Origin of the sequence: Arthrobacter sp. NPDC092385, from assembly GCF_044755105.1 — a bacterium.
GTDB lineage: Bacteria > Actinomycetota > Actinomycetes > Actinomycetales > Micrococcaceae > Arthrobacter_D.
In genome coordinates this window covers 71812-95145 of record NZ_JBIVQL010000007.1, presented here as the reverse complement: position 1 = coordinate 95145, position 23334 = coordinate 71812, and the positions used below count along the sequence as shown (strand labels likewise).

General features: G+C 69.5%; 23 protein-coding genes. 18 read left to right on the top strand and 5 right to left on the bottom strand.

All coding sequences use genetic code 11. The annotated features are described in order from the left end of the window. Position 1: 1 nt before the first annotated feature. On the bottom strand, positions 2–697 hold the full coding sequence (nucS, locus tag ACIQCY_RS10810) for an endonuclease NucS (protein ID WP_400483894.1): 696 nt from the start codon (positions 695–697) through the stop codon (positions 2–4). Positions 698–785: 88 nt separating this feature from the next. Between nucS and ACIQCY_RS10805 the strand changes: the two genes are divergently transcribed. After that, on the top strand, positions 786–1109 hold the full coding sequence (locus tag ACIQCY_RS10805) for a hypothetical protein (RefSeq protein ID WP_400483893.1): 324 nt from the start codon (positions 786–788) through the stop codon (positions 1107–1109). A gap of 39 nt (positions 1110–1148) precedes the next feature. After that, positions 1149–1958 (top strand): alpha/beta hydrolase, encoded by an 810-nt coding sequence (locus tag ACIQCY_RS10800; RefSeq protein ID WP_400483892.1) that lies wholly within the window; start codon positions 1149–1151, stop codon positions 1956–1958. 13 nt (positions 1959–1971) lie between these two features. Here the strand turns inward: ACIQCY_RS10800 and ACIQCY_RS10795 are convergent, their stop codons facing one another. Further along, positions 1972–3291 (bottom strand): AI-2E family transporter, encoded by a 1320-nt coding sequence (locus ACIQCY_RS10795; RefSeq protein ID WP_400483891.1) that lies wholly within the window; start codon positions 3289–3291, stop codon positions 1972–1974. Positions 3292–3489: 198 nt separating this feature from the next. Here ACIQCY_RS10795 and ACIQCY_RS10790 point away from each other — a divergent pair, with 198 nt between their 5' ends. From ACIQCY_RS10790 to ACIQCY_RS10760, 7 genes are all read left to right on the top strand, one after another. Then, on the top strand, positions 3490–5382 hold the full coding sequence (locus ACIQCY_RS10790; protein ID WP_400483890.1) for a hypothetical protein: 1893 nt from the start codon (positions 3490–3492) through the stop codon (positions 5380–5382). Positions 5383–5436: 54 nt separating this feature from the next. Beyond that, positions 5437–6393, top strand: a complete 957-nt coding sequence (locus ACIQCY_RS10785; RefSeq protein WP_400483889.1) for a co-chaperone YbbN — start codon at positions 5437–5439, stop codon at positions 6391–6393. 52 nt (positions 6394–6445) lie between these two features. Further along, entirely contained in the window at positions 6446–7558 is a 1113-nt protein-coding gene (locus tag ACIQCY_RS10780) for an NADH:flavin oxidoreductase/NADH oxidase (RefSeq protein ID WP_400483888.1), read from the top strand. A 62-nt stretch (positions 7559–7620) separates the two neighbouring features. Next, a complete protein-coding gene (locus ACIQCY_RS10775; RefSeq protein ID WP_400483887.1) occupies positions 7621–8430 on the top strand; it encodes an ABC transporter ATP-binding protein in 810 nt (269 codons plus the stop codon). Beyond that, the gene (locus ACIQCY_RS10770; RefSeq protein WP_400483886.1) at positions 8412–9977 is read left to right on the top strand and encodes a transporter; all 1566 of its coding nucleotides are present in this window, start codon (positions 8412–8414) and stop codon (positions 9975–9977) included. Before ACIQCY_RS10775 ends, ACIQCY_RS10770 begins: the two co-directional genes overlap by 19 nt. Positions 9978–10249: 272 nt before the next feature. After that, positions 10250–10846, top strand: coding sequence for a DUF6318 family protein (locus ACIQCY_RS10765; protein ID WP_400484003.1), 597 nt, complete (start codon positions 10250–10252; stop codon positions 10844–10846). A gap of 305 nt (positions 10847–11151) precedes the next feature. Further along, the gene (locus ACIQCY_RS10760) at positions 11152–11817 is read left to right on the top strand and encodes a PKD domain-containing protein (RefSeq protein WP_400483885.1); all 666 of its coding nucleotides are present in this window, start codon (positions 11152–11154) and stop codon (positions 11815–11817) included. An 8-nt stretch (positions 11818–11825) separates the two neighbouring features. Here the strand turns inward: ACIQCY_RS10760 and ACIQCY_RS10755 are convergent, their stop codons facing one another. Beyond that, positions 11826–13064, bottom strand: a complete 1239-nt coding sequence (locus ACIQCY_RS10755) for a DUF222 domain-containing protein (protein WP_400483884.1) — start codon at positions 13062–13064, stop codon at positions 11826–11828. A 223-nt stretch (positions 13065–13287) separates the two neighbouring features. On the opposite strand from ACIQCY_RS10755, the gene ACIQCY_RS10750 reads away from it, so the two are divergent. The 3 genes from ACIQCY_RS10750 (at position 13288) to ACIQCY_RS10740 (ending at position 16977) form a co-directional block, all read left to right on the top strand. Further along, on the top strand, positions 13288–13590 hold the full coding sequence (locus tag ACIQCY_RS10750; protein ID WP_400483883.1) for a DUF3039 domain-containing protein: 303 nt from the start codon (positions 13288–13290) through the stop codon (positions 13588–13590). Between the two features lie 145 nt (positions 13591–13735). Next, entirely contained in the window at positions 13736–15202 is a 1467-nt protein-coding gene (locus ACIQCY_RS10745; RefSeq protein ID WP_400483882.1) for an MFS transporter, read from the top strand. Then, entirely contained in the window at positions 15199–16977 is a 1779-nt protein-coding gene (locus tag ACIQCY_RS10740; protein ID WP_400483881.1) for a DEAD/DEAH box helicase, read from the top strand. The genes ACIQCY_RS10745 and ACIQCY_RS10740 overlap by 4 nt, the downstream gene beginning before the upstream one ends. Before the next feature lie 82 nt (positions 16978–17059). On the opposite strand, the gene ACIQCY_RS10735 is transcribed toward ACIQCY_RS10740, so the two are convergent. Then, positions 17060–17683 (bottom strand): isochorismatase family protein, encoded by a 624-nt coding sequence (locus ACIQCY_RS10735; RefSeq protein WP_400483880.1) that lies wholly within the window; start codon positions 17681–17683, stop codon positions 17060–17062. After that, complete coding sequence (locus tag ACIQCY_RS10730) at positions 17680–18996, bottom strand: nicotinate phosphoribosyltransferase (protein WP_400484002.1); 1317 nt, start codon at positions 18994–18996, stop codon at positions 17680–17682. The genes ACIQCY_RS10735 and ACIQCY_RS10730 overlap by 4 nt, the downstream gene beginning before the upstream one ends. 135 nt (positions 18997–19131) lie before the next feature. On the opposite strand from ACIQCY_RS10730, the gene clpS reads away from it, so the two are divergent. The 6 genes from clpS to rdgB all read left to right on the top strand — a co-directional run bounded on the left by clpS (position 19132) and on the right by rdgB (position 23332). Continuing rightward, on the top strand, positions 19132–19440 hold the full coding sequence (gene clpS, locus ACIQCY_RS10725) for an ATP-dependent Clp protease adapter ClpS (protein ID WP_400483879.1): 309 nt from the start codon (positions 19132–19134) through the stop codon (positions 19438–19440). 8 nt (positions 19441–19448) lie between these two features. Beyond that, positions 19449–20024 (top strand): DUF2017 domain-containing protein, encoded by a 576-nt coding sequence (locus ACIQCY_RS10720; protein ID WP_400483878.1) that lies wholly within the window; start codon positions 19449–19451, stop codon positions 20022–20024. A 105-nt stretch (positions 20025–20129) separates the two neighbouring features. Continuing rightward, positions 20130–21041 (top strand): glutamate racemase, encoded by a 912-nt coding sequence (gene murI / locus ACIQCY_RS10715; RefSeq protein WP_400483877.1) that lies wholly within the window; start codon positions 20130–20132, stop codon positions 21039–21041. After that, positions 21038–21835 (top strand): MBL fold metallo-hydrolase, encoded by a 798-nt coding sequence (locus tag ACIQCY_RS10710; RefSeq protein ID WP_400483876.1) that lies wholly within the window; start codon positions 21038–21040, stop codon positions 21833–21835. Before murI ends, ACIQCY_RS10710 begins: the two co-directional genes overlap by 4 nt. A gap of 83 nt (positions 21836–21918) precedes the next feature. Beyond that, a complete protein-coding gene (gene rph, locus ACIQCY_RS10705) occupies positions 21919–22710 on the top strand; it encodes a ribonuclease PH (RefSeq protein ID WP_400483875.1) in 792 nt (263 codons plus the stop codon). Beyond that, a complete protein-coding gene (gene rdgB / locus ACIQCY_RS10700) occupies positions 22703–23332 on the top strand; it encodes an RdgB/HAM1 family non-canonical purine NTP pyrophosphatase (RefSeq protein WP_400483874.1) in 630 nt (209 codons plus the stop codon). The genes rph and rdgB overlap by 8 nt, the downstream gene beginning before the upstream one ends. Positions 23333–23334 lie beyond the last annotated feature (2 nt).

Genomic DNA, 23334 nt, shown 5'->3' with positions numbered 1-23334 from the left:
CCTAGAAGAGGCGGGACGCGCTGTCGTCGACGCCGCGCATGGCGTCGTAGTCCAGTGTGAGGCAGTCGATGCCGCGGTCCGTGGCGAGGACCCGGGCCTGCGGCTTGATCTGCTGGGCGGCGAAGACCCCGCGGACCGGCGACATGATGGGATCCCGGTTGAGCAGTTCGAGGTAGCGGGTGAGCTGCTCGACGCCGTCGATGTCGCCGCGCCGCTTGAGCTCGATCGCGACGGTGCGGCCTTCCGCGTCCCGCGCGAGGATGTCGACGGGACCGATCGCGGTCATGTACTCGCGCCTGATCAGCGTGAAGCCCGCGCCGAGGAGTTCGATCTGCTCGGCGAGGAGCCGCTGGAGGTCCGCTTCGACGCCGTCCTTCACGAGCCCGGGATCCACGCCGAGGTCGTGGGACGAGTCGTGCAGGTGCTCGCGGATGCTGATCACGAGCTTGTCGTCGCTCTTGGCATGCTGCACGGTCCAGACCTCGGTGACGCCCTCGGCGCGGTCGGCGTCGTCGGGCTGGCTCACGCGCAGGGAAGCGGGCGGGCTCATCCAGTTCAGCGGCTTGTAGGACCCGCCGTCGGAATGCACGAGGACGGAGCCGTCCGACTTCACCATGAGGAGCCGGGTGGCCAGCGGGAGATGCGCCCGGAGGCGGCCGATGTAATCGACGGAGCAGCGGGCAATGACAAGACGCACGACGAAGACTCTACCGGCCGGGACGCCGGACCCGTGAGCGGCGGGCGGCGGTGCGTCCTCGGGGCGGCGGATCGGGCAGACTGGAGGGATGCCCCGATCCAACCGTCCGAACCGCCCCCGCGGGTCCTCCCGACCCAAGTGGACGGCGCCGCCCGAGGTGGACCTCGAGCGGGCGCGCGCGGGGCTTCCGCTGCGCGAGTCGGCTCCCGACGGCGAGTGGTCGGTGCGCCGCATCACCGAGCGGAATGCGGCCAAGACCTACACGTGTCCCGGATGCAGTTCGTCCATCCTGCCCGGAATCGCCCACCTCGTGGTGTGGCGGGAGGATTCGCTGTTCGGCCCCGAGACGGCCCTCGCCGACCGGAGGCACTGGCATGTGCGGTGCTGGCAGACCAGGAGCTTCCGCTACTGAGGACGGAGCGGCAGGCTCGGCCCCACCTAGACTGGTCCCATGGCCAGCGATTCCCCCGACTACACCTTCACGACCAGCGACGAGGAGATCGAGATCCGCGCGTCGACGGTGCTCCCGGCCGATCGCCGGAACATCGAACTGCGGACCGCGGACGGTCTGACCCTCGTGGGCGAGTTCGCGGCTCCCGAGGGGCGGACGCCGAAGGCTACCCTCGTGACGCTGCACCCGCTGCCGACGCACGGCGGCTTCATGGATTCACACGTGTACAAGAAGGCCTCCTTCCGGCTGCCGGCGCTGGCGGACATCGCCGTGCTGCGCTTCAACACGCGCGGCACCTGCTCGCCCCGCGGCTGCAGCGAAGGGACGTTCGACGGCGGTGACGCCGAGCGCCTCGACCTGCAGGCCGCGGTCGACTGGGCCGTGGCACAGGGGCTCCACCACATCTGGCTGGTCGGCTGGTCCTTCGGCACCGAGCTGTGCCTGAAGTACGGGGCGCAGGACCCGGTGGCGGAACTCATCGAGGGCGCGATCCTGCTCTCGCCCCCGCTGCACCGCGCCGGCGATGCCGATCTCGACGCGTGGGCCTCCAGCGGACTCCCGCTCAAGGTGCTCGTGCCCGAGTTCGACGACTACCTCGTGCCGCAGGAGGCGGAGGACCGGTTCTCGCGCATACCGCAGGCCGACGTGACGGGGATCGACGGGGCGAAGCACCTCTGGGTCGGGGAGAAGTACGCGGCCCGTGCGCTCGACGAGATCGTCGGCGTCGTGCGGCCCGAGGTGGACCTGCCGCTCCCGTCCACATGGACGGGACCGGCCGCCGTCGCCCCGTCACCGCTGGCGGCGGGCTGAGCGCCGGACGCCGCTACTGGCTGTCCTGGCGCGCGATGAAGACTTCCTTGAGCAGGAGCATCACGGCCGCGGCCGTCGGGATGGCGATCAGCGCTCCGAGGACCCCGAGGAGGCTGCCGCCCGCGATCACGGCGATCACCGCGACGGCACCGGGGACCGCGACGGCACGCTGCATGATGCGCGGCGAGATGAAGTACGCCTCGAACTGCAGGTAGGCCACGTACGGGATGGCGAACAGCAGGGCGGTGTGCCAGCCCACCGTCAGGGCGATCAGGGTGACGAGGACGGCGGCGATGGTCCCGCCGACCAGCGGGATGAAGGCCAGCAGTGCGACGACGAACGCCAGCAGCACCGAGAACGGGACGTCCGCGATGGACATCACGATGAACGCGAACGAGCCGTTCAGCAGGGCGACGCAGGCCTGCCCGATCACGTACATGCCGACGCTGCGGGTGATCTCCTCCGACAGCACCTCGACGCGCGGCCGGCGCGAGCGCGGGGCCAGCCGGTAGGCCCACTTCTTCATCCCCGGCAGGGATGCGAGGAAGTAGAGGGCGAGGACCAGGATCACCAGTGCTCCGAACAGTCCGTTGACGATCACCGTCCCCACACCGAGGACGCCGCCGAAGATGCCGCCCACGGCCTCGCTGTTGGTGAAGAACTTGTCGATCTCGGAGGTCACGCGCTCCCGCACCTGGAACTGCTGGTCGACGGTCGTGAAGAACTCGGAGTTGAGGAAGCTGTCCGCATAGCCCGGTGCGCGGTCGATGATCTGGGAGGTCTGGCTCACGATCGTCGGGATCAGCAGCGCGAAGAACCCGACCACGATCCCCACCAGGATCAGGAGGGACACCGCGATGCCGGCCGGCCTCGGCACCTGCTTCGTCTCGAGCCAGCGGACGATCGGGTCGAGGCCGAGCGCGATGAAGAGGGCCGCCCCGATCCACACCAGCAGCTGGCCCACGTTGGTGATGATGAAGAAGGCCAGGAGCGCCAGGCCCACACCGACACTCATCATGAACCCGAAGTGGATGGGGTGGGCCCTCATGCTCCTCGGGTACGCACCGCCGAACTTGAGGCGTTCGTCGGCGAGCGACACCTCCGGATCGACGGCCACCGGGTCGGGCTCACGGTCCGGGGGGAACTCGAAACGCGGACGGGGCTGCGCGGTGGGGAGCGATCGCCGCGCGAGCGTGAAGAGGGACCGCAGGGTCGAGGGCGGCGGCGTCACGCCCGTCGGCCGTTCGGCGGAGGGCTGCCCTTCGTCGCTGGTCCCCTCGGCCTCGGGCCGCGGGAGCGGCTGATCGAGCGGGACGTCCTGGTGGTCTGTCAACGAGGAGCTCTGCTTTCGGCCGTGCGGTGACTGGTCCGCGGGTGGTCCAACTAGCGAAACCCTAACAGCCGGGGGGAGGGCGGCGACGCTCCTGGCGGGCGGCACCCCGGGCGGCCGTGTGGACGCCGTCGTCCCGCCGGTCCTGGAGCGAGGCGCGGCGCCGCGCCGATCACCCCGGACGAACTTCGTTACCATTGGGTGACTATTCCTGAGCAGTTCCCGCAGCGGCATGCCCTGCTGCGGGCCATCAGAGCGGAAGGGGCCACGCGGTCCGCCGTGACGGACGACGATAGGCAGCCAGTGCGTGGAAAGACAGCAGTAGCGATCATCGTGGCAGGTCTCCTGCTGATGCTTCTCGGCATCGGGCAGCGGACCGTCTGGGCTCCCGCCGAGACGGTGACCGCACGTGTCGCGCAGGACGCGCGGTCGGGGCCCGTCACCGTGATCGAGTCAGGCTCGCGGGGCGACGCCGACGGGTCGGTCGAGGTGACCGTCGAGGCCGAGGGTCCCTTCACCCTCGCGGTCGGGCGGGCATCGGACGTCGAGGCGTGGGTCGGTGACGCCGCCCACCTCAGCGTGAACGGCGTGAGCGAGGACGCGCTGTCCTCCGAGTACTCCGAGGGCGAGGACACCGTCCCCGATCCCAGCGGGAGCGATCTCTGGACCACCGAGGAGCCGGGCGACGGGACGCTGACCTACCGGTGGAGCGAACCCGTGGAGGGGGACTGGTCGATCCTGCTCGCAGGCGACGGCCAGGCGCCGGCTCCCACGCAGGTGTCCATCACCCGACCGAACGACCAGTCCACCCCGTTCGCCCTGCCGTTGATCATCGGCGGCGCGCTCGTCGTCGTCCTCGGCATCGCGCTCCTCTTCATCGCCCCGCGGGGCCGGGGCGGCAATCGGGCGGCCGAGGCCGTCGAAGGTACCCGCGCCCATGCTCGGCGCCACGCCCGGAGCGGCACGACCGGTGGAGCGGCGTCCATCGCCGCGCCCGGCCCGGCGCTCGTCGTCGCGGGCCTGGTCGGAGCGGGATCGCTGCTCGGGATCGCCCCCGGCATGGCGACGCCGTCGCCGTCTCCCTCGCCGTCGTCATCGGGAAGCGTCTCCGCCACCCCTTCCGCCACCCCTTCCGCCACCAGCTCTTCCAGCGCAGCGGCGACGGCCGCCGCCAACGGGGCGCCCTCGGCCGGGAGCGGGGCCAGCGGTCCGCCGGTCGTGCTGGACGCCCAGCTCGAACGCATCCTCGCCGCCGTCGCCTCGACGGTCGCCGACGCCGACGCCGCGTCCGACGCGCGGCGCCTGGCCCCGCGCGTCGCCGGCGCCGCGCTGGACCTGCGCACCGGCTCCTACGCGGTGCGTGCGAAGGACGCGGGCGCCGCCGCCCTCGCGCCGGTCGCCGCAGACCCCGTGCTGCTGGACATGGTCCCGACCGACCCGGAGTGGCCCCGGACGATCGTCGCCCTGACCCAGGGGGACGAGAATCCGGTGCCGCAGGCGCTCCTGCTCGTCCAGGACACCCCACGGGACAACTACAAGCTGGCGTCGGCCGTGCAGATGCTGCCGGGGACCACCTTCCCCTCGCCGCCTGCTCCCGGAGCCACGGGCCCTGTCCCGCTCGACGAGGCCGGCGCGCTCGCGACCGCGCCGCAGGATGCCGTCGCGTCCATCGCGGACTTCCTGACGCAGCCGTCCGGCGCCAACGCGGGAACGTTCGACCAGAACTCGTTCGCCGCCGCGATCACCGAGTTCCAGTCCGGCGTGGTGGCCGATCCCGGCAACAAGGCAGCCACCATCACCTTCGTCCACAAGGCAGGGACCGACCGGACGCAGGCCCTGCTGACCGGCGACGGCGGTGCGATGGTCTTCGGCTACCTGACGCACACGTACTCCAGCGTGCCGAAGGCCGCGGGTGACACGATCGACCTCAAGGGGACGGTGTACCAGTCCCTGACCGGCACGGAGACGAGCGAGAAGGGCATCGACGTCAACTACGGAGAGGCCGTGATGATGTACGTTCCCCCCGCCGGCAGCGACGATAAGATCCGGGTCATCGGCGCCGCCCAGCAGTTGCTGTCCGCCAAGCTCCGCTAGCCGGGCAACCCGCCACCAGGCTTCCACCAGCAGTAGTCAGAGAAAGGCAGAGCATTGTCCACACCAGCACAGCGGGGCGGAATGCCGCCGTCGAGCATGAACCTGCGGGGAGCCGTGGACCTGTCCGCGCTCAAGGCACGCGCCGATGCGGCTGCCCGCCCGGCAGCGGCACGGCAGGCCGCGGCGGCTCCGAGCCCGTACATCGTCGAGGTGACGGAGCAGACCTTCCCGCAGCTGGTGCAGCTCTCCGCGCAGGTGCCGGTCGTCGTCAACCTCCGGGCCACTTGGAGCGAGCAGTCGAACCAGGTGACCACCGTGCTGGAAGCGGCGGCTGTCGAGTTCGACGGCCGGATCCTGCTCGCGAACGTGGACCTCCAGGCGCAGCCGCAGATCGCGCAGGCGTTCCAGGCGCAGGGCGCGCCTACCGTGGTCGCCGTCGTGAAGGGCCAGCCCGTGCCGCTGTTCGAGGGTGTCCTTCCGGACCCCCAGATCCGCGCGTACCTCGACGAGCTCATGAAGGTCGCCGAGGCGAACGGCGTGACCGGCACGCTCAACGACGGCTCAGAGCCCGGCCCGGCCGGCGCGGAAGAACCGCCCCTGCCACCCCTGCACCAGGAAGCGTTCGACGCCATCGAGGCCGGCGACTACGCGGCCGCCGCCGGAGCCTACCGCCGCGCACTGGCCGAGCAGCCCGCCGACGCCGATGCGAAAGCCGGGCTGGCGCAGGTGGAACTCATGCAGCGCGTGCAGGACATGGATGCGGCCGCTGTGCGGCAGCGCGGAGCGGACGAGCCCGACGCCGCGGACGCCCAGCTCGCCGTCGCGGACCTGGACCTCACCGGCGGGCACATCGAGGACGCCTTCAACCGGATCATCGCCTTCATCGGCCGGACCTTCGGCGAGGACAGGGACGTGGCGCGCAAGCGCCTGCTGGAACTGTTCGACGTCGTCGGGGTGGCCGATCCGCGCGTGACCAAGGCCCGGAGCGCCCTCGCCCGCGCCCTGTTCTAGGCACCCCAGCCCTCCCGACCACACCCCACCCGTACGACGACCACAGGATGCCATGACTTCCGCAGCTGCCCAGGCCGGCACGCCCGGCCTCTTCGATCCGATCTCGCTCCGCTCACTGGACCTCCCGCACCGCGGCTGGGTCGCGGCGATGTGCCAGTACTCGTGCGATCCCGCGGTTGCTGCCGGAGTGCCGACGGACTGGCATCTCGTCCACCTCGGGCAGTTCGCGACGGGGGGAGCGGCGCTCATCATCACCGAGGCCGCAGCCGTCAGCCACGAGGGCATGATCAGCCCCCGTGATGCCGGGATCTACACGCAGGAGCAGGCCGACGCGTGGCGCCGCATCAACGACTTCATCCACGAGCACAGCGCCGTCGGGACGAAGACGGCTGTCCAGCTCGCGCATGCCGGACGCAAGGCGTCCACCTACTGGCCCTTCAGCGGCAAGCACGATTCCGTGCCCGCGTCGGAGGGCGGCTGGCAGACCCTCGGCCCCACGGACGAAGCCTTCGGCAGGTACGCCGCACCGCGCGCGATGACGGAAGAGGACATCGCGAAGGTGATCCGCGACTTCGGCTCGGCTGCCGCGCTCGCCGTGAAGGCCGGCTTCGACACCGTGGAGATCCACGCCGCGCACGGCTACCTGCTCCACCAGTTCCTCTCGCCGCTCGTCAACACCCGGACGGACGGCTGGGGCGGCTCCGAGGAGGCCCGCTTCCGACTGACGCTCGACGTGGTCCGCGAGGTCCGGCGTGCGATCCCGGAGACCATGCCGCTGCTGCTGCGCATCTCCGCCTCCGACTGGACGGAGGGCGGGCTCGACGGCGCCGTCTCCGCACGGCTCGCCAAGCGCGCCGCCGAGGAAGGGGTGGACTTCGTGGACGTCTCCTCCGGGGGCGCCGTGCCGGCGGCGTCGATTCCCGTGGGGCCGGGGTACCAGGTCGCCCTTGCCGAGGAGGTGCGGTCCTCGGGCGTGCCGACCGGCGCCGTGGGCCTCATCAGCGACCCCCGGCAGGCGGACGAGGTGATCCGCGGCGAGCGGGCCGACGTCGTGCTCGTTGCACGGGCCGCCCTGCGTGACCCGCACTGGTGGATGCGAGCGGCCCACGAGCTCGGACACGATCTCGTCCCCGCGGCGCAGTACGAGCGCGCCGGCTCCTTCTGACGGGCTCCTTCTCCTCCTTTGGGATGACGAGCGGCGCGAGCGGGCGTTGCTAGCGTTGAAGTATGAGTTCCCCCGTGCCGACACCGTCCCCTGCGGACAATCCCCATACCCAGGGCGGAACGGCGGCATTGAGCATCCGCGGCCTCGCGAAGCGTTTCGGGGAGAAGATCGCCGTCAACGGCGTCAGCCTCGAGGTACCGCCGGGCTCCTTCTACGGGCTGGTCGGCCCGAACGGAGCCGGCAAGACCACCACGCTGTCGATGGCGACGGGCCTGCTGCGCCCGGATTACGGGCAGGCGCTGGTGCACGGGGTGGACGTGTGGGCGCAGCCCCTCGAGGCGAAGAAGCTGATGGGCATCCTGCCCGACGGCGTCCGGCTGTTCGATCGGCTGACAGGCGAGCAGCTGGTCACCTATGCTGGCCTGCTCCGCGGGATGGACCGGGAGACGGTCGTCGAGCGGACCGGTGACCTGCTGCGCGCCCTCGACCTCACGAACGACGCCGGAACCCTGGTGGTGGACTACTCGGCGGGCATGACCAAGAAGATCGCCCTGGCATCCGCCCTGATCCACGCTCCGAAGCTGCTGGTCCTCGACGAGCCCTTCGAGTCCGTGGATCCCGTCTCGGCGGCGAACATCCGGGACATCCTGGCGGGTTACGTGCAGTCCGGGGGGTCGGTCATCGTGTCCAGCCACGTCATGGACCTCGTCCAGCGCATGTGCGACCACGTCGCGGTCATCGCCGGAGGTACCGTCCTGGCCGCCGGGACGGTCGACGAGGTCCGGGGCGACGCCACGCTCGAGGACCGCTTCGTGGAGCTGGTCGGCGGTCGCAACACCTCGGAAGGGCTGTCGTGGTTGCGGACCTCCTGAGGCTGAAGCTCCTCCTGCTCCGCAACACGTTCAAGCGGAGCACCGCGCAACTCATCGGGGTGATCCTCGGCGGGCTGTACGGGCTGGGAATCCTGTCGTTCCTCGTTGTCGGTCTCGTGCTCCTGGGCGCGGCAGACCTCGAGTTCATCCGCACCATCCTCGTGCTCGGCGGCTCCGCGGCGGTGCTCGGGTGGATCATCATCCCCATCGCGGTGACCGGCATCGACATGACACTCGACCCGGCGCGGTTCGTGACCTTCGCCATCCCGATGCGGCAGCTGCTCACCGGGCTCGTGCTCGGCGGGCTGGTGGGTATCCCCGGCGTCGTCACGCTGATCGCAGCCCTGGCGCAGGTACTCACCTGGATCCGGTACCCGGCGGCCGCGCTGACGGCGCTCGTGTGCGGACTGGTCGCCGTCCTCCTGTGCGTCGTCGCGTCCCGGCTCGTGACCACGGCGGTGTCCTCGATGACGGGATCCCGCCGCTTCAAGGACGTCAACGGGATCGTCGCATTCATTCCGCTGATCTTCCTCGGCCCGATCATCGCGGGAGTGACGGCCGGTTTCCAGAACTCGCCAGGCTTCGCCGCATCCCTCGCCGATGTGCTGGCCTGGACCCCGCTCGGCGCGCTCTGGGCGGCGCCGGCCGACGTCGCGGCCGGTGACGCCGGTCTCGCCGTCGTACGATTCCTGATCGGGGTGGTGACGCTGGTGCTGTTCCTCGCGCTGTGGAGCCGCAGCCTCGGCCACGCCCTGGTCACTCCTCCCTACAACGCCGTCGCGAAACGTGCCGGCGGGAATCTCGGGTGGTTCGGGCGCTTCCCCGCGACGCCCGCCGGTGCCGTGGGGGCGAGGGCCCTCACCTACTGGCTGCGGGACCCGCGGTACTTCGCATCGCTCGTCGTGATCCCGTTCATCGCAGTGCTGCTGTATTTCTCCGGAGGAGCGTCGGGAGGTGCCTTCGTGTTCCTCGGGCCCATCACCGCGTTCCTCATGGCGTGGTCCATCTCCGCCGATATCTCCTACGACAACACGGCCTTCAGCCTCCACCTGTCCACGGGTGTCAGCGGGCGGGACGACCGGATGGGACGCGTCGCCGCGTTGCTGGTCTTCGCGCTGCCGGTCACGCTGGTCTTCACCGTGGTGCCGCTCCTGATCACGGGGCGGGCGGAGGACCTGCCGGTGATGCTGGGTCTGTCGATCGGTCTCCTGCTGACCGGCGCGGGGCTTTCGAGCGTCGTATCGGCGCGGTACACCTACAACGTCCCGCTTCCTGGCGAGAGTGCCTTCAAGACGCCACCGGGTACCAACTTCCTGATGTTCGCCGTGCAGTTCGTCGGCTGGTTCGTGATGCTGTTGCTGGCGCTTCCCGAGATCGCCCTGACCATCGCCTACTTCGCTACCGGGAATGCGCTGTTCGGTTGGCTGAGCCTGCTCGTCGGGCTGGCTCTCGGTGCGATTCTGCTGGTGGTCGGTGTCCGTGTCGGTGGCCGATGGTACGACCGCCGGGCACCGGAGCTTCTGCTGGCCGTCTCGAGCAACCGCTGATTCCATCCCTTCGCCCCGGGCGCGCGAACGATAAGGGGACTTTCCACCCCTGGCAAGGGTCGCCCCTGTAGTTGGCAATTCCGGCCGATCTGGACTGTGCATAACCTGTAGCGGCTTGACCGCTTCGGGCTATGCTGGGGGCCATTCCGGGTGGTAGCCGACTTTGATGGGGGAGTGGCGTGATCTCTGCGAGTTCAGATTCGGGTCCAGGGGCGCGAGCGAGCGCTCGTCAGCGGGCGGTGCCGGTCCTGGCGGGAGCAGTCGTGGCCCTGATGCTGCTGACCGGGTGCCAGGGCGACGGCGACCCCACAGCGAATCAGCCATCCGACGAAGTGCCGTCGTCGTCGGCTCCCACCGTCGAACCCGCTTCGACCCCGACCGCCTCGGCGACGCCTGAGCCCTCACCCGCGTCCTCTGCCGGTCCGGCCGCCAACATCCCTGTCCCCGTAAAGCCCGCACTGGCGGACCAGAACTCGGCGGAGGGGCTCGAGGCGTTCACCAGGTATTGGTTCGAGTTGTTCTCTTATGGATACGAGACGAATGACTGGGTGCCGTACGAGGCGGTGACGGACCCCGGGTGTAGGACTTGCGCCCAGACGAAGCAAGTTGTCGGTGACTTCTATGCAGACGGAGGATGGATGGGAGGAGGCGAATTTCGAATCATCGATTTTGGCACCGATTTTCGTCTCAACACATCCGGCTCGATCCAGTCCTTCGTCAACTATCAGCAGGCCGACCTGATTTATTATCAGAAGGATGGGACTAATACACTAGGTGAAGCTCCGGATGCGTCAGTCAACGTACTCTTTTCTCTCTATCGCGATGATGCTTGGGTAGTGCTCGACTTCGGAAAACCGGAGGGCACCTGATGAGGCTGCAAGGACGACCACTGCTCGTGTTGGGGGTAGTTCTTCTAAGCTTTCTCCCTTTATCTCCGTCGGTCGCGGATAGCAAAATCCCCTCGGCTTTTGCCGAAGACAATGAATTTGGTGCTTCTAATTCATCAGGATCGAAGGGTCGAAGTGAATCTCTCCGACCGCCTACGAAGACAGGAGTAACTGAGTCGTCGTCCCAGCCCGCAGCGCTTCCATTGACAAACGGTCTTGACTACATCTACGAGCGCGCGTGCACGGCCGGAAGTGGCAGTGACCTCAACCCGGCAACGTGCCCGACGATGAACGCCCAATGCGACGCTCAGGACGGCGGCGTCCTCGTCAACTGGATCGAAGTGAACAGCAACGTGCAGCCGGCAACGCAGACGCCAACCGGCCGATCGTCGTGCATGTACCCCGGGCAGGTGCCCGATCCGCCGATCGAGGGAGCGGAAGCACCGGAGGAAGCGCCCATCGTCATCACGCTCGAGGAGTTCCAGAAGCAACCCGTACTCGCCGCCACGGTCGTCTCCCAGCCCCTGAACTTCGGCCTACGGAACGCGCACTCGAATATCTACGCCGAGGCCACGGAGCAGGAGTTCACCTTCGAGTTCCAGGACGCGATGATCGTGCTGAAGGCCCGGCCGGTGTCCTACCAGTGGAACTACGGAGATGGCACCACAGCGAGGACGACCAGCCCTGGCGGCCCGGTGCCAGGTGGTGCCTTCGATACCCAGACCCCGACGAGCCATCAGTACGGTCGGACGGGCGACTTCAACCTCACACTGACCACCTTCTTCGCGGGCGACTACTCCGTGGACGGCGGGCCCTTCCAGCCGGTAGCTGGTGAAGCAGCCGTGGTGTCACCGCCTCACCTCATGAGTATCTGGCGGACCGAGGGGCACAACGTCAGCCAGAACTGCATCGAGAACCCGACCGGGATCGGCTGCGAGGCACCGACCCGGTGACCGGGAAGCTAGGCAAGCAGGACTTCGGGCGCGCAGTCATAGGTCCTGCCGCCGGGTGATGTTGCGGTCAGCACTCCTGCCGACGGCTGGTCATAGCGCCAGATCCCCTCACTCTTGAGCATGTGATGCTTGCGGCAGAGGTGGGCGAGGTTGTCGTGCGACGTCGTCCCCTGGTGCGACCAGGGCTTCGTGTGGTCCAGCTCGCAGCGCGATGCCGGTACGGAGCAGCCCGGGTGTCTACAGGTCCGGTCGCGGACCCGTAACCAATTCTTGAGGTCGGCCGGCACGGCGTACGTGGTGCGGCCGACGCTGAGCACGGCGCCTGACTCGGGATGAGTGAGCAACCGGGTGAAGGAGGGAGCATGTGCTGCAAGCCTCCGAGCGATCTCAGCGGGTATGGGGCCGTAGCCTTCGAGATCCGCAGGTGCGTCGTCGACGCCGAGCAGAGTCAGGACCGGGACGGTGACATTGATGTGTGCTCGAACCCGATAGCCCCCTGCAGTGGCAGGTGCACCCTGCCGGCCCGGCCGATCGTCCTCGCCCCCGGCGTTATCGGCCGGCCCTCCAGCAGCCTGCAGGTGCTCCTCGAGGAGGAGATCGGTCAGGATGTCGGCCCGTAGCTGCGGGAGGGACCGTCCCTCGTCCGGAGCTTGCAGGGCGCGCGCAGCATGGGTCAGCCGGGCATCGATGGCCGAGGCATCGGTGGCGGGGAGATGGACGTGGAGCCAGGCCATCGCATCGTCCGCAGGCTCGAAGTCGACGCATCGCCGGGCGGAGGCGGCACGAGCCCTGTCATCGAGGACGACAGGGTGGAGCTGCGTCCTGAGGCGGCGGGCCCGGTAGGAAAGGCGAGGCACGGTGGTGCTCTCCGCAAGGGGCAGGAGGGTGCCTTCGAGACGTGCTGCCGCAGCGTCAGGCAGCCCTGCGTATTCGTGCAGCAGCGCCGTTGCATGCCCCCACGAAATGGATCCCGCGCGGAGCGCCCCCAGGGTCTTCGGGTAGTGGTTGACCAGGAGTGCGGAGTTCTGCACGAGTCGGTGCGCGGTCCGTTCGGAGATTCGCAGCAGGCACGCCACTTCCGAGGCGGTGGTGGTGTCGGCGAGGTTCGTCCGGCGGCGGCGAGCATTGCTGGACTCGTTGTTGGGCGCTTTCAGCATGTTCTGGAACATGCGGTCCTCGAAGACTGTGCGCAATTGTTCGGTGGTATCGGCGATCTCGGCGTCGATACGCGCTTTTTCGACGCTCAAGGAAAGCATTCGAGCGGATAACCGTCCGAGTTCCGCCAAATGCTCCGAAGCGCTGCGCATACCATCATTCTCCAACCCGCCACCGACATTTTGAGCACCCGCACATCTTCCTGGGGAAAGGTAATTCGCCACCCATCGACACCTGCCCGTCGTGTAGCGTGCGGCAGGCGGAGCAGTGCCGAGACGCCTGACCGTCAAGGGGGCCGAGCGATAGACTGGGCCCATGACTATGCCTCCAGATCCCTTCGCAAACGATCCCCTCGATCCGGGCACGGGCGGCTCGACGGCCACCCTCGAACGTGAGGAGGTACGTCAGGAGGTCGAGCCCGGAGACGCCGAGCGATTCGCGCACTACGTCCGCAAGGAGAAGATCATGGAGTCCGCCTTCACGGGCGAGCCCGTGATCGCCCTCTGCGGCAAGGTGTGGACCCCGGGCCGGGACCCCGAGAAGTTCCCGGTCTGTCCTGAATGCAAGGAGATCTACAACGGCCTGCGCCCGGGTGGCGGCGACAAGCCGAAGGGCTGAACCGCGCGTCGCCTGCGAAGGGCGACCGCGGTAACGGGAGGCCACGGCGCGCAGCGGAGAGCGCCGGGCTCCAGTCACCCGGGAAGCCGCAGTCCCACGCCGAGCAGAACACGCAGTCCCCACCCCGAGTAGAACACCAGGTGCAATGAGCGAGGCCAGCAAGACGTCCGGCGGGGCGGGGGACAAGCCCACGGGAGCGATGTCTCCCGAGTTGCGCCCTCTCACCATCGGCATCCTGGCCATCATCACCTGTGCGGCCTTCGAGGCGATGGCCGTCATCACCGCGATGCCCGTGGTCGCGGACGAGCTGTCCGGCGAATCGAGCTACGGTCTGGCCTTCTCGATGTACCTGACGGCATCACTCCTGGGGACCGTCGTCGCCGGTTCGTGGTGCGACCGCCAGGGCCCGCGGCCGGCCCTGGCCGTCGGGATGTCGCTCATGATCCTCGGTCTCCTTGCGGCAGGAGCGGCGCCGGACTTCTGGCTCGTCACGGTGGGCCGCGCGGTGTCCGGCCTCGGTGGCGGGTTCATGATCGTGGCGGTGTACGTCGTGATCGGCCGGTCCTTCCCGCAACGGGCACAACCCGTGGTGTTCGGGTGGCTGGCCGCAGCCTGGGTCCTCCCGGCGCTCATCGGGCCGGTGGTGGCCGGTTTCGTGACGCAGGAGTTCGGCTGGCGGTGGGTGTTCCTCGGCGTCGCGCCCGTGGTGATCGCCGCCGTCGTCATCGTGTGGCCGAAGACGAAGGATCTGGGCGCCCTGGTCGCGGCCGACGCCGGTCCGGCGAAGACGCGGGTCCTCCGGGGGTTCGCACTGGCCGGCGGTGTCTTCGCCGCGCAGTGGGCCGTCGTCCACCTCGCCGATACGGCGGATCCCACGGCAGGGACGGTGATCGCCCTGGTGTCCCTGGCCGCCGCGGGCATCGCCGTAGCACTGGCCGTGCTTCCTGCGCTCCTGCCCAGGGGCACCCTGGTCCTGGCCCGCGGACTGCCCAGCATCATCGCGACGCGCGGGATCGTGAACGTGGCGTTCTTCGGGACGGAGGCCTTCATCCCCCTCATGCTCGTGAACTCCCGCGGCATCGATCCGGGCACGGCGGGCCTGACCCTGAGCGCCGGAGCCCTCGGGTGGAGCGCCGGGTCCTTCGTCCAGGCGCGGGTCACGTTCGGGCGGCAGTGGCTGCTGGTGGCGGGGTCCTCGGTGCTGTCACTGTCACTGGGAGGGTTCGCCCTCGCGACCGCCGTCGAAGCGCCGCTCTGGGTGCTCGTCGTCGTGTGGGGGCTGTCGGGCTTCGCGATGGGCATGACGCTCTCGAGCACCTCCGTCCTGGTTCTGAAGCTCTCCCCGCAGGGTGAGCAGGGACGAAACTCCGCTGCGCTCCAGATCTCGGACCAGCTCGGCGGCGTTGCGGGAACGGCGGGTGCCGGAGCCCTCTTCGCCCTCCTGCACGACCCCGACAACGCCGGACACGTGCCGACCTTTGTTGCGATCTGGCTGGCTCTGTGGGTGTTCACGGGGGCAGGTATAGTTTCGGGTCTGAGAGGGGCACGGCCATCCGATGGCGGCCCCGGCCTCACCCCCAAGAAGTCAATGGAAGGTACTGTCCCGGCGTGAGTAATGACACCCTGTTCGGTGCCGGCGCAGCCCTGCCTCCCGCATATCCGGAGCGCGCCGCCTGGGGGACAGCCCCCAAGCTGCGCCAGTGGCAGAGCGAAGCGCTGGAGAAGTATTTCCGGGAGTCACCGAGCGATTTCCTCGCCGTCGCAACCCCCGGTGCGGGCAAGACGACGTTCGCCCTCCGGGTGGCGACGGAGCTCGTCGAACGCGGGATCGTCAACCGGGTGACCGTCGTCGCGCCGACCGATCACCTCAAGCGCCAGTGGGCCGACGCCGCGGCCAAGGTGGGCCTCGCGATCGATCCCAACTTCAAGAACGCGGACGGCCGCCACGGAGGCGCATTCATCGGCGTCGCCGTGACCTACGCGCAGGTCGCGAGCAAGCCCATGCTGCACCGCGCGAAGACCGAGGCCGCGCGCACCCTCGTCATCCTCGACGAGATCCACCACGGTGGCGACGCGCTGTCCTGGGGCGACGGCATCCGCGAGGCGTTCGAGCCGGCCACCCGGCGTCTTGCCCTCACCGGTACCCCGTTCCGCTCCGACACCGCGGCCATCCCGTTCGTCGAATACGTGGAGGACCGGGACGGCATCCGCCGTTCACGCGCCGACTACACCTACGGCTACGGCCAGGCACTCCGCGACCACGTGGTCCGCCCGGTCATGTTCATGGCCTACTCCGGGCAGATGCGCTGGCGGACCAGCGGGGGCGAGGAGATGGCCGCGTCCCTCGGCGAGGCTGCGGTGACGAAGGACATCACCGCACAGGCCTGGCGGACGGCGCTCAACCCTGCCGGCGAGTGGATCCCCGCCGTCCTCGCAGCCGCCGACAAGCGGCTCACCGAGGTGCGGCGCACCGTGCACGACGCCGGTGGCCTCGTGATCGCGACGGACCACGACGACGCCCGCGCCTACGCCGGCCAGCTCAAGCGGATCACGGGGGAGTCCCCGACCGTCATCCTGTCCGACGACGCGAAGGCGTCCTCGAAGATCGAGGAGTTCTCCGAGGGCGACAAGCGCTGGATGGTCGCCGTCCGCATGGTGTCCGAGGGCGTCGACGTACCCCGCCTCGCCGTCGGGGTCTACGCGACCTCGACGGCCACCCCGCTGTTCTTCGCCCAGGCCGTCGGCCGGTACGTCCGTGCACGGCGACGCGGGGAGACGGCGTCGATCTTCCTCCCGTCCGTGCCGAACCTCATGGCGCTCGCGAACCAGCTCGAACTCGAACGCGACCACGCCCTCGACCGCCCCGAGAAGGACGACGAGGGGTTCGGCCTCGAGGACGGCCTGATGGAGGCCGCGAACCGCGAGGACAAGGCATCCGACGCCCTGACGAAGCAGAAGTTCGAAGCACTCGAGTCGCAGGCCTCCTTCGACCGCGTGCTGTTCGACGGCGGCGAGTTCGGTACCGGTGGTGAGATGGGCAGCGACGAGGAACTCGACTTCCTCGGCATTCCCGGCCTGCTCGACGCCGACCAGATGGGCCAGCTGCTGCGCCAGCGCCAGCATGAGCAGCAGTCCCGTCGGAAGGCCGGGCCGACGGCAGCGCCCGCGGCCGAGCCGCTCGTGGTGGACCACCGGCAGCTCACCGAACTGCGTGGCCAGCTCGCCAAGAACGTCTCGGCCTGGGCCGCGCGCACCGGCATGCCGCACGGCCAGGTGCACACCGAGCTGCGCCGCCAGTGCGGCGGTCCCGCCGTGGCGCAGGCCAACGAGGATCAGCTCCAGCGCCGACTGCAGAAGCTGCAGGACTGGTTCATCGGCAAGAAGTAGCAGGCAGGAAGTAGCACGCAGCAAGCAGGACCACGGAGAAGGCCGGGCTGGAGGACCAGCCCGGCCTTCTCCGCAGGAAGAGCTAGCGCACCAGCTCGACCCCGGCGGACTCGAGTTCGTCGAGGGCGTCCTCCGACCTGTCCTCGTGCACGCCACGCGTCAGGCCGGCCATGACGGTGACCGAGTAGCCGGCCTGCAGTGCGTCGAGCGCCGTGGCCCGGACGCAGTAGTCCGTCGCCAGGCCGGCGATCACGACGTCGTCGACCTCGTGGTCCCGCAGCCAGTCGTCGAGCGTCATCGGGTCCTCGTCGCTGTCCACCGCTGCGCCGCCGAGCTTCTGCTCGCCCGTCGGCACCTCGTCGTCGGGCGCCTTGACGCCTTCGAAACCCGAGTAGGCGGCCTCGAACTGACCCTTGCGGAACACGGCGTCCACGCTCTCGGTGTCGAGGTCGCGGTGGAAGTCCGCGCCCTTCGTGTCGGCGACGCAGTGGATGGGCCAGGAATCCACGAAGTCGGGCGTCTCGGAGAAGTGGCTTCCCGGGTCGATGTGCCAGTCCTGGGTGGCGACGACGTAGTCGTACGAGCCGGCCTGCTCGTCGATGTGGTCGCTGATGTCGGCGGCGACCTGCGCCCCGCCGTCGACGGCGAGGGAGCCGCCCTCGCAGAAGTCGTTCTGGACGTCCACGATGATCAGTGCGCGCGTCATGGTGCTGCCTCCTCGTACTCGGTGGGGATCACGGGTTCGCCGCGCTGCAGGCGGCGGACGGCCCCGGGCAGCTCGGCGAGGGACCGGGTGTGGCGCTCGGCGGCCCGGACGACCGCTTCGGGGCCGGTCCAGCCGGGCAGGACGACGCCGTCCCGGACGAACTGCTGGATGAGCGGGCGGTCGTTGCCGTCGTCGGCCGGGCTGATGCCGATCCCGACGACCTCGACCTGCGCCGTGCCGCTCTCGTCGAGCCGGCGCAGCGCGTGCTTGAGCCCGCCGACGGACGCCTTGTTCTTGGCGGCCTTCGCAACGGAGACGAACGTGCCGTCGTCGTCCTGCCGGCTCACGAGCTTGTAGACCATGCCCGCGGTCGGCGCTCCGGAGCCGGTGACGAGGGACGTGCCGACGCCGTAGGAGTCCACGGGTGCGGAGGCGAGGAGCCCGATCGCGAACTCGTCGAGGTCCGACGTCACGACGATCTTGGTGGTGTGGTTGCCGAGGTCGTCGAGGAGTCCGCGCACCCAGCGCGCCTGCGCCACGAGGTCGCCGGAGTCCAGCCGCACGGCCCCGAGCTCGGGTCCCGCCACCTCGACGGCGGTGCGCACGCCCTGCTCGACGTCGTACGTGTCCACCAGGAGCGACGTGCCGCGACCGAGCGAGGCGACCTGTGCCTCGAAAGCCGCGCGCTCGGAGTCGTGCAGGAGGGTGAAGGAGTGTGCGGCCGTCCCCACCGTGGGGAGCCCGTACCGGCGGCCCGCCTCGAGGTTGGAGGTGCTGGCGAAGCCGCCGATGATCGCGGAGCGGGCGGCGGCGACGGCGGCTTCCTCGTGCGTGCGGCGGGAGCCCATCTCGATGCAGGGGCGGCCCGCGGCGGCCCCCGTCATCCGGGACGCCGCCGAGGCGATCGCGCTGTCGTGGTTGAGGATCGACAGGATGAGGGTCTCGAGGATGCAGGCCTCGGCGAAGGTCGATTCGACCGTCAGGATGGGGGAGTTCGGGAAGTAGGCCTCGCCCTCCGCGTAACCCGAGATCGAGCCCGTGAAGCGGAAGTCCCCCAGCCAGGAGAGGGTGGTGTCGTCGACGATGCGGTGGTCGCTGAGGAACGCGAGCTGGGCGTCGTCGAAGCGGAAGGTGGCCAGCGCCTCCAGCAGGCGGCCCGTCCCGGCGACGACGCCGTAGCGACGGCCCGCGGGAAGGCGGCGCGCGAAGGCCTCGAACACCGACCGGCGGTGGGCCGCACCCGAGTGCAGGGAGGCCTGCAGCATCGTGAGTTCGTACTGGTCGGTGAAGAGCGCGCTGTTCGGCGCGTTCACGGCGGGAGGCTCCGAACCGGTCGCGGCGGGCTGATCTGAGGTCAGGGCGTTGGTCACCCTCAAAACGATAGCGGGGCGTCCGCCGTGTGAGTACCCGGCCACCCGGCGTCGGTGATCCCACCTAGACTGGAAGGCATGACAGTAGGCTTTGCAACCGGCACCGACACCCTGGAAGAGGTGCGGACGGCCGAGAAGACCGCTCTGGACCAGCCCTGGGTCGTGGTGGTCTGGAACGATCCGGTGAACCTCATGAGCTACGTGAGCTACGTCTTCCAGACCTACTTCGGGTACAGCGAGGCCAAGGCGCGCACCCTGATGCTCGAGGTGCATGAGCAGGGCCGTTCCGCCGTCGTCTCCGGCAGCCGCGAGAAGGTGGAGCAGGACACCGTCGCGCTCCACTCGTACGGACTGTGGGCCACCTTCGAAAAAGTCGGAAGCGAGTAAGCCCACCCATGGCCAAAGCCTTCAAGTCCACGCGCCGCGGAATCACCGGAGCGCTGGAGCCGGGTGAGGCGCGCCTCCTCGGCGCGCTGCTCGACGACGTCATCTCCATGCTCGAACCCGAGACGGCGCCCAGCGACGATCCCCTGGCCGCGCTCGTCGGCATGGCCGGTGCTGATGCAGAGGCCGCCCCGCCGGACGACTCCGCCGTCCGCCGCCTCCTGCCCGACGCCGTCCGCGGGGACGACGACGAGGCGCTGGCCTTCCGCCGCCTGACGGAGCGCTCCCTCCGCGAGCAGAAGATCGGTGCGCTGCGCGGCACCGCCCTCCTGATCGAGTCGAGCCCCATGACGCTCAACGACGAGCAGGCGAGGCTCTTCGCCCAGGCGCTCAACGACGTCCGGCTGGTCCTCGCCGACCGGCTGAGCATCGAGACGGAGGAGGACGCCGAGCGGCTGCACGACATCGCGGACTCGAAGGACGTCGACGACGTCGAGTCCTACCTGGCGCTCGTGTACAACTTCATCACCTGGCTGCAGGAATCCCTCGTGCAGGCCATGCTGAAGGCCGCCCGGCTGGAACGCTGATCCTCCGCGCCGCCTGCTGCCCCAAACGATGATCGGCAGGCTGTGACAAAACCCACGGAGGAGCGGATAGTTTTCGTCCGCGACACGTCCTATTGTCAGAGGACCATGAGCCCAGAGCCAGAGAACACGGACCGCAGCGGAGCGCCGATCGGCATCTTCGACTCCGGCGTCGGCGGACTGACGGTCGCGCGAGCCGTCATCGACCAGCTGCCCCACGAATCGATCATGTACGTCGGCGACACGGCGAACGGGCCGTACGGACCCCTCCCGATCGCCCGCGTCCGCGCGCACGCGCTCGGCGTCATGGACGAGCTCGTCGACTCGGGCGTGAAGCTCCTCGTCATCGCCTGCAACTCGGCGTCGGCCGCCGTGCTCCGCGACGCCCGCGAGCGCTACACCGCCCGGTACGGCATCCCCGTGATCGAGGTCATCCAGCCCGCCGTCCGCCGTGCCGTGGCCTCCACCCGCTCGGGCCGCATCGGCGTAATCGGGACGACGGCGACCGTCGGCTCGCGCGCCTACGACGACACCTTCGCTGCCGCACCGCACCTCGAGGTCACCTCGGTGGCGTGTCCCGCATTCGTCGAGTTCGTGGAGGCCGGGATCACCGGGGGAGAGGCCCTCCTGCGGACGGCCGAGGAGTACCTGCGGCCCCTGCAGGACGCGGGCGTGGACACGCTCGTGCTCGGCTGCACCCACTATCCACTGCTCACGGGCGTCATCTCCTACGTGATGGGCGACGCCGTCACCCTCGTCTCCAGCGCGGAGGAGACGGCCAAGGACGTCTACCGGGCCCTCGTGTCCCACGGCCTCGAGCGCAGCGACGGAGCGCCGGCCGTCCACCGCTTCATCGCGACGGGCGACGCCGCCGGCTTCGAGGTGCTGGCCCGCAGGTTCCTGGGCCCGGAGGTGCTCGCCGTGCAGCACGTGGACCACGTCGCCGCCCAGTACCCGACCGGCAGCCTCGCGCGGATCACGCCCGAGATGATCGCCGCCGCCGGATTCCCGCGCGCATGAAACTCACCATCGTCGGATGCAGCGGCTCCTTCCCCGGGCCGCAGTCGCCGGCTTCCTGCTACCTGCTCAGTGCGGAGTGGGAGGGCCGCACCTGGCGCATCCTCCTCGACCTGGGCAACGGATCGCTCGGCGCCCTGCAGCGGTACATGGACCTGCGGGAGATCGACGCGGTGTTCCTGTCCCACCTCCACCCGGACCACTGCATGGACCTGTGCGGTCTCCACGTGGCCGTCCACTGGGACCCGGCGGGCTGGGGACTGCCCCGCATCCCCGTCTGGGGACCGGCCGCGACGGCGGACAGGATGGCCAGCGCGTATGGGCTCGAGCTGGATCCCGGCATGCACGAGGACTTCGACTTCCGTTCCTGGAACGACCGCGCCGCGGTGTCGGTCGGGCCGTTCACCATCACGCCGTACCAGGTCCTGCACCCCATCGAGGAGGCGTATGCCCTGCGGGTGGAGGTCGCCGAAGCGGATGAGCACGGCGACCCCCGCCCCCACGTCCTGACCTACTCCGGGGACACGGACGCCTGCGACGGGCTCGTGGACGCCGCCCGGAACGCGGACATCTTCCTGTGCGAGGCCGCCTTCCACGAGGGCCGTGACGACGCCATCACCGGCGTCCACCTGACCGGTCGGCGCGCGGGCGACGTAGCCACCCGGGCCGGCGCCAAGCGCCTCCTGCTGACCCACCTGCCGGTGTGGAACGACGCCAACGTGGCCGTCACCGAAGCCCGGCAGAGCTATCACGGCCACCTCGCGGTCGCCGTCGCCGGGGTCTCCTACACGGTCTGAGGACCGGAACGCGGCTGCGCGGCAGACCGCCGGGCATCGCGCTACCAGCAATCTCCCATGTGCTCCCGTCTAGACTGGAAATCATGACCTCCGCGAATTCCACGCCCGTTCCGTCCTCCGCCGGCACCGCGACCCCCGTCCTGCGCGCGGACGGCAGGACGCCCGACCAGCTGCGCAACATCAGCATCACGCGCGGGTGGTCCAAGCAGGCCGAGGGGTCGGCCCTCATCGAATTCGGCAACACGCGCGTGCTCTGCACGGCCTCCCTGACCAGCGGCGTCCCGCGATGGCTCAAGGGTGAGGGCAAGGGCTGGGTGACGGCGGAGTACGCCATGCTCCCGCGCGCCACGAACACGCGGTCGGACCGGGAATCGGTCAAGGGCAGGATCGGCGGCAGGACGCACGAGATCTCCCGGCTGATCGGCCGGTCGCTGCGTTCGATCATCGACACGAAGGCACTGGGGGAGAACACGATCGTCCTCGACTGCGACGTCCTGCAGGCCGACGGCGGCACGAGGACCGCGGCGATCACGGGCGCCTACGTCGCGCTCGCCGACGCCATCCGGTACGCGAAGGACAAGAAGCTCATCCCCGCCTCGGCCTCTCCGCTGACGGACACCGTGGCGGCCATCAGCGTCGGCATCATCGACGGCGTCCCGATGCTGGATCTGCCCTACGTGGAGGACGTGCGCGCGGAGACGGACATGAACGTCGTCGTCACCGGTTCCGGCACGTTCGTGGAGGTGCAGGGCACCGCCGAGGGTGCTCCCTTCGACCGCGCCGAGCTCGATGCGCTCCTGGACCTCGCCCTGCTCGGCACCGCCCAGCTCGCCCGTATCCAGATCGACACCCTCCGGGACTCCTCCGGTGGCTGACGCGCCCCGGCTCGTCCTCGCCACGCGCAATGCCGGCAAGCTGCGGGAACTGCGTGAACTCCTCCGCGGCCAGGTGCCGGGGCTCGACGTCGACACGCAGGTCGTCGACGCCGCCGCGGCAGGAGCGCCCGACGTGGTGGAGAGCGGTGTCACGTTCGAGGAGAACGCGCTGCTCAAGGCGGAGCAGACCGCCCGGGCCACCGGCCTGATCGCCGTCGCCGACGACTCCGGCCTGGCCGTGGACGTCCTCGGCGGGGCTCCGGGGATCTTCTCCGCCCGGTGGTCCGGCAGGCATGGCGACGACGCCGCGAACCTCGAGCTCCTCCTGGCCCAGCTCGCAGACATCCCCGCCGAGCGACGCGGAGCGGCCTTCGTCTGCGCCGCGGCGATCGCGCGCCCCTTCGCCGGGCCGCAGCACAACCGCACCGAGCGGGGTGAACTGCGCGGTTCCCTGCTGACGGCCCCGCGCGGCGACGGCGGTTTCGGCTACGACCCCATTCTCGTGCCCGAGGGACTGCAGCGCACCTGCGCGGAACTGGCACCCGAGGAGAAGAACGCCATCAGCCACCGGGGCATCGCCTTCCGCGCCCTGCTGCCGCACCTCATCGAGGCGCTCTCCTGAGC